Here is a 17,682-nt window from a genome sequence, read left to right on the forward strand (position 1 = left end):
ATAGCTGAAACACCCGGGTCGCCATGGCGGCCCGGGTGGCACCTACCTAGCGGTCCAGCCAGGCATCCTTGAAGCCATCGTTCACGCCGACCCCTGAGGTCACCAGGTCCTGAACATCACAGCGATAAAGGGTGGGGAAGCCAAGCTCCATCAGCCAGCCAACCGGGACATCCTCATGCAGAATTTCCTGCACTTCACGGTAGAGGGCTTCGCGCTCCTCATCAGGAAACGCCGTGGCAGCGGCATTGAACAGCTCATCTACCCGCTCGTTCTCATAACCCTGAACGTTATTCCAGGGGGAGCCCTTGGCGATGTTGTCAGACAGGTAGGTACGTGAAATGCCCAGCGCAGGGTCGCCGTACTGGAAAAGATAAGTAAAGGCCAGGTCGTAATCCCAGTCACCCAGGCGCTGGTTCCAGCCGCCCACGTCGGTGGCCTGGGTGCGGACGTTGATGCCTACTTCACGCAGGTTCTGCTGCACGGCTTCTGCCCAGCGAGTCCAGGTCTCGCCGTAAGGCAGCGGTAGAATGGTGATCTCTTCGCCGTCGTACTCCATTTCTGCCAGCAGCTCCCGAGCGCGCTCGGGGTTGTGGTCGTAGGGCTCCAGGCCGTCATACTGGAAGCTGGCATTCGAACCAAAGGCCGACAGCGGTACATTGCCCAGCCCATTCCAGAGCACGTCGCGGGCAAATTCGCGGTCCATGGCGTACATCACGGCCTGGCGGAAGCGCTTGTCGGCGGTGGGGCCTTCCCGGTTGTTCATCCACAACATGGCAAAGGGGCTGAAATACTCATGGCCCTGTTCGGTCATGCAGACGTTATCCATAGCCGAAAGGCGCGGAATATCGAAGTTTTCCACGGTGCCGCTGGGCAGGACATCGATGGTGCCATTCTCGAAGGCCACGGCCCGAGAGCCGCCATCGGGAATCACGTGCCAGTTGACCCCATCCAGGTAAGGCAGGCCCTCTTCGTAGTAGTCGTCGTTTCTGACCAGCTCGATGACCGTGCCACGCTCCCAGTTGGCGAACTTGAACGGCCCCGTGCCAATCGGGTGGTCATTGTGCTCGTTATTGCGGAAGTCGGTGCCTTCGTACAAGTGCCTGGGCACCATGGTGAAGGTGCCCGCCTCGAACGAGATCAGGAAGGGGCCGAAGGGCTCGGTCAGGGTAAACACCACCGTGTGGTCGTCGGTGGCCTCGATGCTTTCCACATGCTGTAACACGGCCCGCGCGCTGGGATTCAACTCACGGTGGAAAACATCGGCAGAAAACACCACGTCGTCGGCGCTGAAGGGCTCTCCATCGTGCCAGGTGACGTTATCGCGCAAATGGAACGTATAGACCCGGCCATCGTCGCTTACCTCCCAGGACTCGGCCAACTGGGGCATGGGCTCCAGGTCGGTGGTGTAGCGCAGTAGGCCTTCATAGATATTGCCCGCCACGGTACGCGTGGGGGCGTTCTGAATCATGCCCAGTACCAGCCCCGGCGGCTCGGGTTGAATGATGGTGTTGATCGTTCCACCGGATTGCGGGTCTGCGGCCAGCACGGATGTGGAACCCAGTGCAAGCGTGACGGCAGAGAGTGCCAAAGCCAAAGGTGTTTTCATGTTTCCTGCTCCTCGGTTTATTGGTACGTAAAAGCTTTACGTCGTCGTTAGTCGAGCGAGGCGTGACGTGTCTGGGCCTGATTGTGGTGTTTGTTGGCGGCCCTTTTTGACCATAGCAGCGGCTGGTAAAGCTGTCGACAGTCGTCAATCGTCCGTCGACAAGTGCGGTTTTTTTGTCATACTCAAGCCATGTCATGGCGACCAAGAGTAGACTTTATGGCCCCTTTGCCAACGGCGCCGCAGGCGGTTATCCAGCAGCACAATCTGGTCGAGCAGGTGGCGGACTACCTGACCCAAGCAATTATTCAGCAACACTTTTTACCCGGCGAACGGCTTTCTGAAGTGCAGCTTTCCCGCGCGCTGGGGGTGAGCCGTGCGCCAGTCCGTGAAGCAGCGCGCTTGCTGGAGAGCCGCGGTTTGCTGATTTCGAAGCCGCGCAAGGGCTTCTTCGTACGTGCGTTGAATACCGTTGAACTGGAGGATGTCTTCGACCTGCGGCTGTGCATGGAGCGGCACGCCATTCAGCGCCTGTGCGAGCGTTACACGCCCGAGGCCGAACAGGCCTTGAAGCAGCAGGTAGCCGTGCTGTGCGAGGCTGCCGCCGGCAACGACGGCACGCGCCGCATCGAAGAAGACCTGACGTTCCACCGCCTGATGCTGCACTACGCAGGCAACGAGCGGCTGCTGCGCGCCTTCGATAACCTGACCCACGAGCTGCGGCTCTGTATCACGCTCATCACCAAGACCCACGAAGCCCCCGACACCATCGCCACCAGTCATTTCAAGCTGCTGGATGCCCTAGCCAGTGGCCAGGCGGCCACGTGCCGCGATGCCATCGATTACCACATCGGCGTCGCCCGCGATTTCGTGGTGAAAGGGGTGAGCGACAGCGGAGCCCCCTTACCATGAAGACGTTCTTTCACGCGGATCAGGCGCTTCATCATCCGCAGACCTACTTCTCCCGGGGCAAAATGCGCACGCCTCAAGAAGTGCCCGAACGCGCCATGCATTTGCTGGCCGCTGCCAAGCGGCTGGGCTTTGATATTCGGAGCCCTGCGGATCACGGCGTGGGGCCGATCAGGGCCGTGCACTCGCTGCCCTATCTGCGTTTTCTGGAAAGCGCCCATCGGCGCTGGCAGGCGGTGGGCGAAGATTGGGGGGAGGAGGTGATCTCCAATATCTTCGTGCGTTCGCCCAACGCCCTGCGCGGCATCCTGGCCGAAGCGGCGCGCTACTTGGCCGATGGCAGCGCGCCAGTGGGGCAGCACACTTGGCAGTCGGCGTACTGGTCGGCGCAAAGTGCCGTGGCGGGTGCCGAGGCGTTGCTGGCTGGAGATCGGTTTGCCTATGCATTATCACGCCCACCGGGCCACCACGCGGGCATCGACTCAGCGGGTGGTTTCTGCTTTCTCAATAATGCCGCCATTGCGGCTCAGCATCTCACCGCGCGGTTTCCGCGCATCGTCGTGCTCGACCCGGATATGCACCACGGTCAGGGCATACAGGAGATCTTCTACCAGCGCGACGATGTGCTCTATATCTCCATCCATGGCGATACCACCAACTTCTATCCGGCGGTCTCCGGCTTCGAAGAGGAGCGCGGGGAAGGGGCCGGGCTGGGCTACAACCTCAACCTGCCCATGCCCCACGGCTCGGCAGAAGCGGTGTTCTTCGACCGCCTGGCCCAAGCCTGCCAGGCCATTCGCCTGTTCGAGCCCGATGCGCTGGTGCTGGCGCTGGGGTTCGATATTCATGAGCGCGACCCTCAGGCCAAAGTAGCGGTATCGACACCAGGCTTTGGCGAGTTGGGACGCACCATCGCAAACCTCGATGTGCCCACCCTGGTGGTACAGGAAGGCGGTTACTACTTGGAAGGGCTGGAAGCCAACGCGGTGAGCTTTTTTGAAGGGTTGCTGGGAGCGAAAGAAGGAAGGGAGAACGATTAAGCCAGTATTTCCAACCCCTTTTCGGCCACCAGGTTTAGCAGCTTGAGCGAAGGACCATTGGGTTTTTTCTGGCCTTGTTCCCACTTCTGGATGGTAGACACGCTAGTGTTCAGGTAGGCGGCGAACACGCCTTGGCTGGCGTGATTCCTGGTACGGATCTGCTTGATCTGTATGGCTGTGTACTCTTTGACAGGCGGCAGACAGAGCGCATCGAACTCACGTAGCGTGGTGTCTTTCATCACACCCGCCGTGTGCAGGTCTTGAGCCGTTTCATGCACCATATCCAGAATTGATTTATCCATCGTTTTTAACCTCGATCAATGCGCCATACCTGATGGCTTCGGTCAATGCCGTGTCACTGTAGCCCAGCAATTCTTTGGCTAAATGTTTTAATGCTTTAAGCTCTTCGGCACTGATGTTAGCGCGAGCATTTTTGGCAAAACCGTAAACGAAAAATGCTTTATTGCCGATCTTGTAAGCCAGTAGGGTTCTGACACCACTGCTCTTGCCTCGGCTACCGATTGCCACGCGCTTTTTCACCACATGGCCACCCAAGTCGGCATCAATCAGGCCGCGCTCCATTTCCTCAACGGCGGCGAGCAAAGCAGCATCATCCAGCCCTTCCTTGGCTGCCCACTTACTGAACGCCTTGTTTTTAAATACTCGCATCGGATCCCTTTTTTATCACTTTAATATGTATAGCACTAAGTGACACACCATGCCAGTGTTGTGCAGCCGCGTAGCTGCTTTGGTCTGTGTCTGGCAAGATAGCGTTTTCGGACGTTAAACGATCAAGGACACGGCATGGCGCATCTGCTACGCATCGTGATGATTCACGGCCACCTGAACGGCGTGGTCGAACTCAGTGTGGACGGCCACACCAATATTTGCGGCACCAACGCGTCGGGTAAAACCACGCTCCAGCGGCTGGTGCCGGTGTTTTACGGCGAGCTGCCCAACAAGGTGGTGCCGAAAACCCGCATGAAATTCGATGCGTTCTATCTGCCCCATCGCAACAGCTACCTGGTATACGAATACCGCCGCGAAGCGGGCAACGTGTGCCAGGCGGTGCTGACCCGCAAGCAGGAAGGCGGCGTGGAGTATCGCTTCGTCGGCGCGCCTTACCGCCCGGAAGACTACCTGGTAGAGACCGAGCAGGGCCCGCTGGCGCTGGACTACACCCAGTGGGCCAGCGGGCTGCGCCGCAGCGGTACGCCGGTGTCGCCCAAGCTGGGCGCCACCTCCGAGTTCCGCTCGGTGATCCAGAACGACTTTACCCAGCTCCACGGCAACAGCCGCGATGGCCTGAAGCTGCGCCAGATCGCCGCCCAGTTCAGCCTGGTCAACCCCGAGCGGCGCATTCGCCATATCGAAAAGCTGGTCTCGGCGGTGCACGCCAAAGAGGGCAAGATGGACACCCTCAAGACCATGCTGGCGGCGATTTTCGAAGAGGACGGTGTCGAGCTGCCGGTCACTCGTATTCGCAGTGCCAAGGCCCGTGAGTGGATTCACCAGATGCGCCAATCCATGCGCCTGGAGCCGCTGCAGGCCGCGTTGGCCAAGCTCTCCGGCATCGACCGTGAACTGGCCGAGCTTGATACCACCCTGTGGCAACTCAAACCCCAGTTGGCCGCCGACCGCGAACAGGCCCAGCGGCAGGTCGCCGACCTGGAAGGTGAACTCAACCGCCACCAGCGGGAGTTTCAGGCCGAAGAGCAGGCCTACGGCGAACGGCGGGATGCGCTCAACGACCAGCACAGCGAAGTGGCAAGCCAGCTGCAGCACACCCAGCACCGCCTCAACGACCTGCAAACCCGCTTCGAGCAGTACGCCGAGGCCGACATGCCCGGCCTGGAGCGGGACATCAACGCGCTGCCCCAGTGGCGCGAACAGCGCGACCAGCTGCAGCAACACCTGCAAGTGATGCAGGACGCAGTCAAGGAAAGCCAGGCGCGCCTGGATGGCCGACTGCGCGAACTCTCTGAAAACCTCGCCCGCCAGACTCAAGAGAACCAGGAACTGATCGACGCGCTGGTGGAGGAGAAAGCCGAGCGCCGCGAGCAGCAGTGGCAAACCGAGCAGCAGCATAACGAGCGCTACCAGCAGGCCCGCCAGCGGCTGGAGAGCGAGTATCAGGCCCAGCTAGAGCTAGGCGTCGAGCAGTTGGCCGAGCTGAAGGCCCAGCTGGCCATGCCCAGCCAAACCCGCGAAGAAGCCCAGGAAGCCGAGCTGGCCCAGGCGCGGCTGGACGATGCCCAGCAGGCCCGCAGTGCGGCTGGGGCCACCCTGGAAGCGCTTCGCCGCGAGCTGGAAGCCCACAAGCGCGAGCGCGACATCGCTGAGCAGCATCTCGTGCAGTGCCGCCAGCAGCGGGAGCGTGCCGAGCAGCACTGCTACACCCTTTATCAGCAGCAGACCCCCGAGCAGGGCAGCCTGCGCCATTTCCTGCGCTACCACCGCCCCGGCTGGGAACAGCAGCTCGGCAAGGTGATCGCCCCGGAACTGCTGGAGCGCCGCGACCTCGCCCCCCAACTGGCCGACAACGCCAGCGACGACCTGTTCGGGCTGACGCTGGACCTCTCCGCCATCGCGCTGCCCGACTACGCCCAGGACGAAGCCAGCCTGCTGGCCGCTATCGAGGAAGCCGAGAGCGCCAAGGCCCGTGCCCACACCGCCTGCACCGCCGCTGAAAAGGCCCTCAAGCAGCACAACGAGCGGGTACAGCAGGCCGATGACGCCCAGGACACCGCCCGTCTGGCCCATCAGCGCGCCGAGCAGGAGGTGGAGTACGCCCTGGAAGCGCGCCGCCAGCAGCAGGCCCGCCACGCGGAAAGCCAGAAAGCCCGCCGTGCCCACATCGAAGCCGCCCTGACCCGCCAGGAGCAGGCCCAAACCGAGCTGCGCGAAGAGAAGCGCGACGCCCTGGCCGAGCTATCCGAGACCCACCAGGGCCAGCTGCTGGAGCTCAAGGCCGACGCCCAGAGCCAGCTCGATAGCCTCGATGCCCAGCTACGCACCTACAAACAGCAGCTCAGCGATGCCAATGCCGAACACCAGCGCCAGCGCGCCGAGCTGGAAGAGGCCTTCAGCCAGGAGCTGGCCGAACAGGGCGTCGACCCCGCCCAGCTCAAGGCCACCCGAGCCCGCCTGGAAGCGCAGAACGAGCGCATTCGCAAAACCGCCGCCCGCCAGGAGGAGCTGGCCGAGTACCAGCGCTTCATGCGTATCGAGTGGGGCCAGCACAAACCCCAGCTGGTGGCGGAAGAGGCCGAGCTGGCCCAGCGCGACCAGCAGCTCAAGCGCGACAAAGCGCATCTGAAAAACGCCTTCCACGCCGCCAGAGAGGCCCACCAGCAGGCAGTGAGCGGCCTGAAGGCCCAGCGCGACAGCGCCCGAGGCACCCTGGAAGCCCTGACGCCGCTGCTCAACCAGCTGGAAAGCTTGGAGCTGGTGGCCGAAGGTGCGCCAGCGGAAGCTAGCGTGGGTGACGTGGACGAGCGCATCGAGCGCACCCACCAGGCCCTGGCCAGCCGCCACCAGCAGCTGGAGCAACTGCGCCGAGGCTGCCTGGACGTCGAAAGCCAACTGATCAAGGACGCCAGCAGCGGCTTTGCCGATGCCCTGCAAAGCGAGCGCGACAAGCTGCCCAGCGATAGCCCACGGCTACTGCTGCCGCTGCTGCGCGGCATGCTCAAGCTGCTGGAAGACCAACAGCAGCAGCTGATTCAGGAAGGCCGCAACCTCAGCGACGACCTGGACAAGTTCTTCATCGTCTTCCGCGACCTGAACCGGCGCATCAGCGCCCAGAGCCGTCGGCTTTCGGAGGAGGTCGCCGACGACCTGCGCCTGGAAGGCATCACCAAGGCGGAAGTGCGAATTCAATCCACCATCGACGAGCTGGGCTTCTGGGAACCGCTCAAGCTGTTCGCCCAGCGCTACAAGGCGTGGCGGGAGTCCGGCCAGACGCTGCCCAGCGACGACTACCTCAACGCCCTGGCCGACGTGGTCGATTTGCTGCGCAGCGACCAGCAGTACAGCTTCGAAAGCCTGCTGCGCCTGGAGCTGCACCTGAACGAGGGCGGCACGGACCTGGTGATCAAGAACGACCGTCAGCTGCTGGAGTCCTCCAGCCACGGCATGGCGTATCTGATTCTGTGCAAGTTCCTGCTCGCCTTTACCCGCCTGCTGCGGGGCGATGCGCAAATCGCCATCCACTGGCCCATCGATGAGATCGGCACCCTGGCCTACCACAACGTCGAAAAACTGTTTGACGCCTGCGACAGCAACCGCATCCATATCGTCGGGGCCTTCCCCAACCCGGAATCTGACGTACTGCTGCTGTTCGCCAACCGCTACCTCATCGAACGGGACGCCCAGCAACAGCGTCAGCTCAAGCGTATCGAGCCACGCCTCAGCGCGCTGGCGCAGAAAATCAAGCAGCGCCAACAGGAGGTGAGCGCATGATCGAACACGGCCCCCTGCTCGAACGCCTGCTGGCAGGCGACTTCGTCTGCGCCATCAGTGAAGAGAACGCCTACCGCCACCTGGCCAACGAAGAGACCCGCGAGGCCATCGACGCCTACCTGCGCCCGCTCAATCGGCGGCTGGCCAGCAACGAGGATGCCAGCGTCTACTTCCTCGCCTGGCGGCAGCTCAACGACACCGCCCGAGAGCAGCTCTCCCGCCAGCTGGCCGACACCCTCAACAGCCTGCTGCCCATGCTGGAGTGGCTGCAACTGGTGCAGGAAGCGCTGGGCCGCGACGCCCTGGCCGCCCCTGGTGATGTGCTCAAGCCCGCCGAGTTCAGCGCCAAGTGCGAAGACAACCAGAGCCTGCGCGAGCGTTTGGAACGGCTAGCCACGGACAACTTCTTTGGCTCCCAGAGCGACCAGCTGGATGCCCAGGTGAAGCAGATCTTCAAACGGCTGAAAGAGCACGGTTACCTGATGCAGCCCCACAGCGAACGCCAAGTGTTCGTGGTGACCGGCAAGATGGACTACCTGGTGGACGTGGTGCGCTTCATCCGCGACGAAGAGAATCTGCCCATCGATGCCGACGAGGACACGGGCACGCAGGAGGCCCTGCTGTGAGTCGGCGTGAGAACAGTGCTTTAGGCAATGGGGTGGGCAGTGGCGTGAGCGAGCTGGAGAGCCGCCTGCTCAAGACCGGCGCGGAACGCCTGGCGCTGCTGGGCAAGCACGCCGAACGGCTGATGCAGGCCTACACCCGCGACGACGTACCGCTGGAAGGCCTGAGCGACGGCGCGTTGCGCAAGCTGCTGGCCGCCCGGGTGCTATGGCGGCCCGACGAGCAGAGCGGCGTCAAACTCTCGCCCAAGGTGCGCGACCTGATCGCCGAAATGCTCGCCGACGAAACCCGCCGCCACGTCAATGCCGACGTGGCCGAAACCCTGGAGCTGATTCGCACTCAGGTAGATAGCTACCGGGAAGCCCGCAGCAAGGGCGAACACTGGCGCCAGGAACAGCAGCTACTGCGCCTGCGCCAGGAGGTGGATGGCCTCAACGGTCGCTTTGCCGACGCCATCGACAGCCTGTGGCAGCGGCTCAACAGCGATTTCGGCTTCGTCAGCCAGCTCAACGACAAGATTCGCGAGAACGACCGCGCCCAGAAGCAGATCGTGCGTTTGCTCGACGGCCTCGCGCTGATCGACTTCGACGAGCTGATCGAACTGGTGGGCAGCGACGGCAGCCTGCGCAAGCTGCTCATCAGCCAGCTTCAGAACCGCCTGAGCCACCACTACACCAGCCTGCGGGAAGTGCAGCGGCGGCTGATCGAACTCATGGCCCGCTTCCGCAAGCAGCAGGCCCGCAGCCGTCTGATGACCGGCATGGCCGCCTTCCTGCGCGAACACCCGGGCTTCGTGCCCGGCAACTACGCCCAGCGCAGCGAGGTGCCCGCGCTGTTCAACCGCGCCGCGCCGCTCAACCCCGCCGCTGCCCCGGCGCTGGACCGCGCCCTGGACACCCGGGTACTGGCCGAGCTGCTGCACGAGCTGCCCGCCCCGCGCCACGCCGCGCAAAACGTGGCCGTGGCCAACCCCGTGCAGCTCGCCGAAGAGAGCCTGGCCGCCGCCCGCCAGCAGGCCCTCAAGCTGGACGTCGAGCGCTTCTACCTCGCGGTGCTCGACCAGCCGCCCGCCGAACCGGTCAGCGCCCTGGCGTACCTGCAAGAGAGCGGCCTGGAGTGGGCGGACGAGATTTGGCTGTTCCAGGTAATCGCCGAGTACCAAGGGCTGCCGCGCCGCGAGCAGCAGGCCTTCCGCCTTCACCAGGAAGAGAGCAGGGCCAGCGCCTATAACGACCTGCGGCTGATTCACGATGTGGCCCTGGCGGTGGCGGTATGAACCTGCCCAGCCGCGCACGGGCAGGGCTCAACGGCGTGGCCCGGGAACTCAACCGCCAGTCCACGGTGGAGAAGCCCCGCCGCCAGTGGGTGGAAGACGTGGTGGCCTGGTGCCGCCAGCAGGATATCGATCTCGGCATGCGGCTTTCCAGCCAGGCCCTGCGCTTCGATACCGAGCTGCTGGCGCAGATCGATAGCGTTCTGGCCAGCGCCCACCTCGCCCCGCTGGGCCGCTCGCTCAGCGGCCTGAGCAGCGCCGCCCAGGCCAAAGAGGGCGTGGAAGAAGACAAAGCCACCCGCGAAGGCCCCCGCGCCTGGCGCGTACTGCTCAGCCTGCCGCCGCAACCCACTCCGGGGCTTTCCAACGAGCCGCGCTGCAGTCGCGACGTGGACGTTCGACACCTCACGTTGGGGGCTTTCGGCGCGCTGGTGCAGGTGGAAAACCTCGACAGCTTCTACGCTTTCAACCCGAACATCAGCGCCCTCAGCGGCTACGCCCAGCCGCTCATCGCCTACCGAGGCGACAGCCACTACGGCGGCGGCTTCGCCCACCTGGCCGAGGTGTGGCGCAAAACCCGCCGACCCCACCTCTACGCAGGCGACTTCGACGCCAAGGGCGTTACCCTCGCGCTGGACAGCGGCGCCACGCACCTGCTGCTCCCCGACATCGCGTGGCTCACCCAACACGCCACCCCCCTGCACCAGCCCGCCGGGCAGCTCCCCTACCAACGGCGGCTGCGCCAACTCCACGTCAGCCTACCGCCCCAACACCCGCTAAGGCCCTACCTCACACTGCTGGAAAAACAGCGCGGCCTCAAACAGCAGTGGTTTGAGGGGGATTTGGTGGCGGTGGGGGTTGGTTAGTGGATTGCCTCTTGCCTGGGCTTGGCTGGGAGAATCAGCCGTGCAGTGCTTTTCTTGCGGTACGCAGGGGGAAAGCAAAACGCGCAAGCATGCAACTTTGGACTTGGACTGTGCTGCCTATTTTTCCTTTGCTTTCAGGCGAATCACTGGGATAGAGTCAATGGAGCAGGCTACATAACCTCAATGAATGAGCGCGCGCGTTTATTGGGGTTATACAGCGTTCCGTATAATCACTGTTGAACTAAACCGCTTCGCGGTAGCTGTTGACGAATCACGTTTTTCGCCTCATCGGGCCACACTATTGATTGACCCACGTGGGTCAATCAACAGGAGTGACGACGATGACTGCCCTGCGACAGAAGATGATCGCGGCCATGCGTCAGCGTGGCTTTGCGCAACGTACCCACAATACCTACCTGATGGTGGTCACTGATCTGGCACGTTATTTCCACCGTTCGCCAGACACGTTGAGTACCGACGACCTGCAACACTTCTTCAATCACCTGGTTCAGGAGCGCGGTTTGTCTGCCGCCAGTTGCCGTGTCTATCTGCACGGCGTGCGGTTCCTGTATTTGCACGTGTTGCAGTGGCCGTCGTTTGATGTGCCGCTCACCGTCCCCAAAAAACCGCAGCGGATTCCAGAACTGCTGACCCGCGACGAGGTTCGGCGGATCCTGGCCGCCTGCCAAAACGCCAAGCATCGCATGATGCTCGAACTGTGCTATGGCTGCGGATTGCGTGTGACCGAGGTCTGCCACCTGCGAGTTAGTGACATCGACAGCCAGCGTTACCAACTCCGTGTGACGCAGGGCAAGGGCGGCAAGGATCGTATGGTGTTACTACCCGTGACCCTGCTTGATCGCTTGCGCGATTACTGGCGCGCCTATCGGCCAGTCACATGGCTGTTCCCGAGCGCTCTGTTTCCCGATCAAGCCCTGCACGCCAGTGCGCCACAGAAGGCCTTTACCCAGGCCAAGCGTCTGGCCGGGGTCGAGCGGGTGGGTGGCATCCATAGTCTGCGCCATGCCTATGCCACCCATGTTCTGGAGCAAGGCCTGCCCGTCCATCAGCTCCAGCGACTACTGGGCCACCGTAACCTCCAGTCGACGATGCGCTACCTGCACTGGCTACCGAACCAGCAAGGGGGAGATCAGTGTCATATTGACCTGGTGGCCGCCCTGGAGGTGAGCCATGACTAAGGCCGCTACCTTGCAACAGGCATTGACCCGCTTTCTCGACCCAAGCGGTCTTGATCGCCAGCGCCAACGGGTGTGTACCCATCTGCTGGCCTGCCGAACGAAGGCGATGGGTGGGATGGTCTTACAGTGCTCTGACTGCGCTCATGTACAGCCACGCTACTTTGGCTGTCGTGATCGTCACTGTCCACAGTGTCAGGGCCGCGCCATGGCGCAATGGGCTGAGCGTCAGCAGGCCAATATGCTGCCGGTGCGCTATTACCACGTCGTATTCACGCTACCGCACAGTCTTAATGGCTGGGTTCAGCTTCATCCCGAGGTGATTCACCGATTGCTGTTCCAGAGTGCCTGGCAAACGCTGTGCACGTTTGCACGAGACCCAAAACGCCTCAACGGCGAAATGGGCATGATCGCGGTGCTTCACACCTGGGGCCAGAACCTGAGCCAGCATGTGCATCTGCATTGTCTGGTTCCAGGCGGTGCCTTGAGTGACGATGGCAAGTGGCATGAAGCGCGAAGCAACTACTTGTTCCCCGTGCGGGCCCTGTCACGCCACTTCCGTGGGCACATGGTGAGCGCTCTGCGCAAGGCCGCCCATGCTGGCGATCTCCACCGGGTTACCCGGCCCGGCGATGTCGATGCTCAATTGAACACACTGATGGCCACTGACTGGGTGGTTGACAGCAAGGACTGCCTTGAACACACCCAGGCGGTAGTACGCTACCTGGCGCGCTACACGCGCCAGATCGCCATCAGCAACGCACGTATCCTCGCCGTAGACGACCAGCAAGTGACCCTACGTTACAAGGATTACCGCGACCACGACCGACACAAGCAACTCATTCTGGATGGCGAGGAGTTCGTGCGTCGCTTCCTGCTCCACGTCCTGCCTAGGGGACTGATGCGAGTGCGGCATTACGGCTTTCTGGCCAATCGCTGCCGACGGCAACGTCTGGTACAGATCCGTCGAGCGCTAGCGATGGTTGACCAGGCCCCCCATGTCGATACAGCCGCCAGCGATGCGGAGCCGACCTACACCTGTCCACACTGCAAGCAGCCCACCTTACGGATGATCGGGACGCTCACACCCCAGCGCCCCCTCCATGATCAGCCGCCTAACGACAAGGAGCAACACTATCGAGCATGATGTAACGCCCTACGACAACAACAGACCTGGCTAACCGGCTCGCTAGCGAGTCATGGATAAGCTCGTCCCGATGATGGATTTTAGCCATCAGACGCGCTACATTGGGTTAAATTGGATTTGGAAGTGTCGACATAATGACGAAACGGACGATCAGAGCGCGTGCCCCCCGACCTGCCAATGCGCCGTTTGGCACCTCAGGCCACCTGTCAGTCAATACAATTCCCTATTAAATAGCCGCCTGATGGGCGCGCCTTAGTCCAACAGGCATTTATTCGCCATGCTCCGCACGGCGAATAAATGCTTCACTGTTAGCTGTGATTGTCCCACCCGAAAAGTGATACTATAGTGCCACTAACAGTCTGATTCAGGGTGAGCCCATGAAAGTCGAGCTTGTTACGAACCTCAAGCGCCAAGCCACAAAAATTCTGGCCGATCTGCACCTGTCTAAAGAACCGGTACTGATCACGGAGCATGGCCAGCCATCCGCATACCTTGTCGATGTGCAGGATTACGAGTTTATGCAGCGCCGGCTTGAGCTGCTTGAGGGGCTCTCACGGGGAGAGCGTGCTGTACTTGAGGGAAGAACGTACAGCCAAAGTGAGGCTAGGGAGAAAATGAGTAAATGGCTGAAGTAATCTGGACGGAGCCTGCCCTTCAAGAACTGGATGCCATCGCTGAGTACATCGCTCTGGATAATCCTGCTGCCGCAAGTCATCTGGTTAAAGAAGTTTTCGATAAGACCGAGCGCTTGGAAGATTTTCCCCAATCCGGACGGATTCCTCCAGAGCTCCCTAATTCGGTATACAGGGAGGTAGTGGTTCCACCATGTCGCATTTTTTATCGTGAGGATGGGCAGCGGGTTCTCGTTCTCTATGTCATGCGAGAGGAGCGGCAGCTTCGGGCGTACATGCTTGGGAACAGCTAATCAGGCGCGTCACTCGGATGCCTTTGTCTCCGCTTCGCTACGTCAAAGTCACCGGTGCGCTTCGGCGTTATGCCGCCGAATCATGGGGTCTATAGCGCGAAAAGTCTTACCGTCGCGCAGGATTGATGTGCAAGTAGCATGCGCATATTGTAGGTGCATCATTCCCCGCGAGGACTGAGCCATGCCTGCTCCTGAAGTGACGAAACCTCTCCGAAAGCCAACGAACCTATCGCTAGATAGTGCGCTTCTGAAAGAGGCAAAAGCTCTGGGTATCAATGTCTCGCGGTCCGCAGAGGCGGGGATCGCGGAGGCTGTGAAACGGCATAAACAGGAGAAGTGGCTAAAAGAGAATGCCAAAGCTCTGGCAAGCTCGAACGCATACGTTGAAGCTAACGGTTTGCCTCTCGCGCGGCACCGTCAATTCTGATGGCCCGCTTCGATATCTTCGACAATGAGGGTGGGGGCGGCTATCTACTGGACGTTCAATCAGACCTTCTCGGCGGCTTGAACACCCGGGTTGTCGTGCCTCTGTTGCCCCAATCTTCTGCGCCGCCCCCAGCCCAGCGGCTGAATCCTGTCTTTAGTATTGAAGGTCAGGGTTTCGTCATAGCCACTCAATACATGGCGGCTGTACCCAAGGGCGAATTGCGTTCTTGTGTTGGTAACCTTGCTGAGCAGCAGGACGAAATCTCTGCAGCGTTGGACATGCTGTTTTTGGGCTTTTGATGCAAGAAATTCTTAATTTTCAGCGGCATGCCGAAGTGTCCTAACAAAGCCAGTTATGTGACGCCTTTTTCATTGCGGTTGCGGTTGCGCCTCCATTCCAAAGCCGAGCATTCTGACCAGTGCGCTCAGCCGTGGATTGCGCTCATCCCCTTTCTACGGTTCTGTGGTGCGTCATGGGCTGTGATGACGCTGTGACGCGTCTGGGATTTCAAAGCGGCAGCGCAGAGCGGGTGCAGGGTAGGGCGTCGCTTTTTTTATGCGGGGCCAGGTGTATAATCTGAATCAATTGCTCGGAGGTGCTCATGAACACAAAGATTGAAGTGTATGGCGTTAAGGCTGTTAAACGTCCCAGAATTGTTGCTAGCAAGCAGCTTGACCTCTCTGGTGAGTCTGGGCAGCAGATCGTCAAGTCTGAAACGAAATTGGTCCTCAGAACGCATAAGCAGACTTTCAAAAAGCTAGCTGATATGTGATGAACCTTATTTACTAAGCAGCGCGTAAAGCATCGCCCAGTCGGGTGGTGATACAAGCGCGCACCGCGTAGCGGTGCCAGATTGACTTCGCCTCATTACCCTGATATTTATACAGCATGACAAAGCGTGCCTACAAAGAACGGTTCTACCCCACCTCCGAACAGGCTGAGCTGCTGGCGCAGTCGTTCGGGTGTGCCCGTTTTGTCTGGAATAATACCCTGGCCTATCGCACCGAGGCGTATCAGCAGCGCGGTGAATCGGTCTCGCACTCATCGGCGGAAAAGCGACTGGTGGGCTTAAAGGCGGAGTTTCCGTGGTTGCGGGATGTTTCCAGCGTGATCCTGCAGCAAACGCTCCGCGACCAGAAAGCCGCCTTCGACAACTTCTTCAACCCAAAGCTCAAGGCGCGCTACCCACGTTTCAAGCGCAAGGATTGCCGGCAGTCGATCCGGCTGACTAAGGCCGCGTTCCGCTATCGGGATGGTGAGATCACTATCGCAAAAGCGAAGACGCCGTTACCCATCCGGTGGAGCCGGTCACTACCCTCTGCACCCTCTACCATCACGATTTCACGCGATCGTGCTGGACGCTACTTCATCAGTTGCCTGTGTGATTTCGTGCCAAAAGCGCTTCCGGTCACGCGCAAAACGGTCGGCATTGACCTTGGCTTGAGCGATTTGTTCATTACCAGTGACGGCGCAAAATCGGGCAATCCGCGTCATCTGAAACGCTACGAGGCGAAGCTGGCCTGCTTGCAGCGCCGGTTGGCGAAAAAACAGACAGGTTCAAACAACCGCAACAAACACCGCCGGAAAGTGGCACGGCTACATGCCAAGATCGCCGACTGTCGCCGTGACGCCACCCACAAAGCGACCCGCGCACTCATTAACGAAAACCAAGTCCTGTGCGTCGAGTCACTTATTAACCCGGCATCCAAATAGATATGCTATAATGCTTAAGCATGAACAGAGAAGATGCTCGCACACTCCATCCCGCCGCTCAGGAAGAAAAGCGAAAACTTGCGGTTCGCCTTTCCAAGCGTGGGATGAAGAACAAAGAGATCGCCAAGGAGGTTGGCGTTCACCCTCTCACCGTCGGCCGGTGGCTTACGAAATACCGTGAAGGCGGTCTAAAGGCCTTGCTCGCCCAGGTTCGTGGGCGAAGAGAGGGCTCTGGCCGCCAGCTCACCCCTGATGAAGAAAGTCGACTCCAGGCCATGTTGGTCGACAAGACACCTGACCAGTTGAAGCTTCAGTATGCCCTGTGGACACGCAAGGCCGTACAGGAGTTGATCAAGCTGGAAACCGGGAAGTGGGTGCCAATTCGCACCATTGGCGAATATCTGAAACGCTGGGGGTTCACTGTTCAGAAGCCCAAGAAGCAGGCCTATGAGCAGCGTCCAGCCGAAGTAAAGCGCTGGCTGGAGGAGGACTACCCAACCATTCATGCCCGAGCCAAGGCCGAAGATGCCGAGATTTACTGGGGCGATGAGACCGGGTTGCGTAGCGATAGCCAGCATGTGCGTGGCTACTCACCCCAAGGCGTCACCCCCGTCCTCCGGCTCAATGCGAGAAGAGCGACGATCAATCTCATTTCCGCCGTCACTAACCAGGGCAAGGTACGGTTCCGGTTTTTCGACGGCACCATGAATGCGCAAATTCTGATCGACTTCATGAAGCGCTTGATTCGTGATGCCAAGCGGAAGGTCTTCCTGATCCTGGACAACCTCAAGGTCCATCACGCCAAGATCGTCAAGGCCTGGCTGGCGGAGCATCGGGATGAGATTGAAGTGTTCTACCTTCCACCCTACTCGCCGGAATTGAACCCCGATGAGTATCTGAACTGCGACCTCAAAGCCGGCGTGCATAGCGGTACTCCGGCGCGCAGCAGAGACCAGCTGAAGAGGAAGGCGATGTCTCACCTTCGGAAGCTTCAGAAGCTCCCGAGGCGAGTCGCGAAATACTTCAAAGCCCCGTCAATTCGATACGCCGCATCATAGCTATTTTATTGCCGGGTTAATAATATCATTGGTATGATCAAGAATAGACGGCTTTCTAAATCCATTAGCGATGCCGGGTGGGGTGAGTTCGTCCGGCAACTGGAATACAAGGCCGCCTGGGCGGGGCGCCAACTGGTGAAAGTGAGCCAGTGGTTCCCCAGCAGCAAGCGGTGTCATGGCTGTGGCTACAAGGTTGAGAAACTGCCGCTGTCGCAACGTCACTGGCACTGCGAAAGCTGCGGCTATCCCATTGACCGCGACATCAACGCGGCCAGGAATATACAAACCGCCGGGCTGGCGGGGTTAGCCTGTGGAGCGATCGGAGCGGGGGCAGCGGCCTAGCTGCTGTCTAGTGAAGGCGTGTGGAAGCAGGAAGGTTCTGGGGGTGATCTCAGAACCCTCGCCCAAAGCGCGAAGCGCGGCGGGCGGGGAGTGTC

Annotated in this window: 17 protein-coding genes and 2 pseudogenes; 16 read left to right on the plus strand and 3 right to left on the minus strand. The window is 60.5% G+C overall.

The features are described from left to right. Nucleotides 1-46: 46 nt before the first annotated feature. Nucleotides 47-1,606, minus strand: coding sequence for an ABC transporter substrate-binding protein (locus RVM27_RS12570; protein WP_498956740.1), 1,560 nt, complete (start codon nucleotides 1,604-1,606; stop codon nucleotides 47-49). Between the two features lie 216 nt (nucleotides 1,607-1,822). On the opposite strand from RVM27_RS12570, the gene RVM27_RS12575 reads away from it, so the two are divergent. Together RVM27_RS12575 and RVM27_RS12580 are read left to right on the plus strand one after the other, a co-directional pair. Next, the gene (locus RVM27_RS12575; protein WP_498956741.1) at nucleotides 1,823-2,515 is read left to right on the plus strand and encodes a GntR family transcriptional regulator; all 693 of its coding nucleotides are present in this window, start codon (nucleotides 1,823-1,825) and stop codon (nucleotides 2,513-2,515) included. Next, nucleotides 2,512-3,552: a histone deacetylase family protein gene (locus RVM27_RS12580; RefSeq protein WP_498956742.1), complete on the plus strand. Its 1,041-nt coding sequence runs from the start codon at nucleotides 2,512-2,514 to the stop codon at nucleotides 3,550-3,552. Before RVM27_RS12575 ends, RVM27_RS12580 begins: the two co-directional genes overlap by 4 nt. On the opposite strand, the gene RVM27_RS12585 is transcribed toward RVM27_RS12580, so the two are convergent. Both RVM27_RS12585 and RVM27_RS12590 read right to left on the minus strand, forming a co-directional pair. Continuing rightward, nucleotides 3,549-3,854, minus strand: coding sequence for a helix-turn-helix domain-containing protein (locus RVM27_RS12585; RefSeq protein ID WP_039180230.1), 306 nt, complete (start codon nucleotides 3,852-3,854; stop codon nucleotides 3,549-3,551). The two genes, RVM27_RS12580 and RVM27_RS12585, sit on opposite strands and share 4 nt — an antisense overlap. Beyond that, nucleotides 3,847-4,221: a type II toxin-antitoxin system RelE/ParE family toxin gene (locus RVM27_RS12590; protein ID WP_100732022.1), complete on the minus strand. Its 375-nt coding sequence runs from the start codon at nucleotides 4,219-4,221 to the stop codon at nucleotides 3,847-3,849. Before RVM27_RS12590 ends, RVM27_RS12585 begins: the two co-directional genes overlap by 8 nt. Before the next feature lie 135 nt (nucleotides 4,222-4,356). On the opposite strand from RVM27_RS12590, the gene RVM27_RS12595 reads away from it, so the two are divergent. The 14 genes and pseudogenes from RVM27_RS12595 to RVM27_RS12660 form a co-directional block, all read left to right on the plus strand. Continuing rightward, on the plus strand, nucleotides 4,357-8,016 hold the full coding sequence (locus RVM27_RS12595) for an ATP-binding protein (RefSeq protein WP_498956743.1): 3,660 nt from the start codon (nucleotides 4,357-4,359) through the stop codon (nucleotides 8,014-8,016). Continuing rightward, complete coding sequence (locus RVM27_RS12600) at nucleotides 8,013-8,642, plus strand: condensin complex protein MksE (RefSeq protein ID WP_498956744.1); 630 nt, start codon at nucleotides 8,013-8,015, stop codon at nucleotides 8,640-8,642. The genes RVM27_RS12595 and RVM27_RS12600 overlap by 4 nt, the downstream gene beginning before the upstream one ends. Then, complete coding sequence (locus RVM27_RS12605; RefSeq protein ID WP_498956745.1) at nucleotides 8,639-9,916, plus strand: hypothetical protein; 1,278 nt, start codon at nucleotides 8,639-8,641, stop codon at nucleotides 9,914-9,916. Before RVM27_RS12600 ends, RVM27_RS12605 begins: the two co-directional genes overlap by 4 nt. Further along, entirely contained in the window at nucleotides 9,913-10,779 is an 867-nt protein-coding gene (locus tag RVM27_RS12610; RefSeq protein ID WP_498956746.1) for a DUF7281 domain-containing protein, read from the plus strand. Before RVM27_RS12605 ends, RVM27_RS12610 begins: the two co-directional genes overlap by 4 nt. A gap of 341 nt (nucleotides 10,780-11,120) precedes the next feature. After that, nucleotides 11,121-11,978, plus strand: coding sequence for a tyrosine-type recombinase/integrase (locus RVM27_RS12615; RefSeq protein ID WP_213262753.1), 858 nt, complete (start codon nucleotides 11,121-11,123; stop codon nucleotides 11,976-11,978). Next, nucleotides 11,971-13,122, plus strand: a complete 1,152-nt coding sequence (locus RVM27_RS12620) for an IS91 family transposase (protein ID WP_498938785.1) — start codon at nucleotides 11,971-11,973, stop codon at nucleotides 13,120-13,122. Before RVM27_RS12615 ends, RVM27_RS12620 begins: the two co-directional genes overlap by 8 nt. A 377-nt stretch (nucleotides 13,123-13,499) precedes the next feature. Then, nucleotides 13,500-13,757 (plus strand): type II toxin-antitoxin system Phd/YefM family antitoxin, encoded by a 258-nt coding sequence (locus RVM27_RS12625; RefSeq protein ID WP_022990189.1) that lies wholly within the window; start codon nucleotides 13,500-13,502, stop codon nucleotides 13,755-13,757. Continuing rightward, nucleotides 13,745-14,047: a type II toxin-antitoxin system RelE/ParE family toxin gene (locus tag RVM27_RS12630; RefSeq protein WP_230715935.1), complete on the plus strand. Its 303-nt coding sequence runs from the start codon at nucleotides 13,745-13,747 to the stop codon at nucleotides 14,045-14,047. The genes RVM27_RS12625 and RVM27_RS12630 overlap by 13 nt, the downstream gene beginning before the upstream one ends. A gap of 181 nt (nucleotides 14,048-14,228) precedes the next feature. Next, the gene (locus RVM27_RS12635; RefSeq protein ID WP_287807102.1) at nucleotides 14,229-14,474 is read left to right on the plus strand and encodes a type II toxin-antitoxin system CcdA family antitoxin; all 246 of its coding nucleotides are present in this window, start codon (nucleotides 14,229-14,231) and stop codon (nucleotides 14,472-14,474) included. After that, complete coding sequence (locus tag RVM27_RS12640; protein WP_287807104.1) at nucleotides 14,474-14,773, plus strand: CcdB family protein; 300 nt, start codon at nucleotides 14,474-14,476, stop codon at nucleotides 14,771-14,773. The genes RVM27_RS12635 and RVM27_RS12640 overlap by 1 nt, the downstream gene beginning before the upstream one ends. A gap of 302 nt (nucleotides 14,774-15,075) precedes the next feature. Continuing rightward, nucleotides 15,076-15,246, plus strand: a complete 171-nt coding sequence (locus RVM27_RS12645; RefSeq protein ID WP_044628905.1) for a hypothetical protein — start codon at nucleotides 15,076-15,078, stop codon at nucleotides 15,244-15,246. Between the two features lie 116 nt (nucleotides 15,247-15,362). Next, nucleotides 15,363-16,166: pseudogene (locus RVM27_RS12650) on the plus strand (RNA-guided endonuclease InsQ/TnpB family protein); the annotation flags it as partial. Between the two features lie 41 nt (nucleotides 16,167-16,207). Continuing rightward, a complete protein-coding gene (locus RVM27_RS12655; RefSeq protein ID WP_498940534.1) occupies nucleotides 16,208-17,245 on the plus strand; it encodes an IS630 family transposase in 1,038 nt (345 codons plus the stop codon). 24 nt (nucleotides 17,246-17,269) lie between these two features. Further along, a pseudogene (locus tag RVM27_RS12660) lies at nucleotides 17,270-17,587 on the plus strand (RNA-guided endonuclease InsQ/TnpB family protein); the annotation flags it as partial. Nucleotides 17,588-17,682 lie beyond the last annotated feature (95 nt).

This window comes from Halomonas sp. KM007 (genome assembly GCF_050709225.1).
GTDB classification, from domain to species: Bacteria; Pseudomonadota; Gammaproteobacteria; order Pseudomonadales; family Halomonadaceae; genus Vreelandella; species Vreelandella hamiltonii.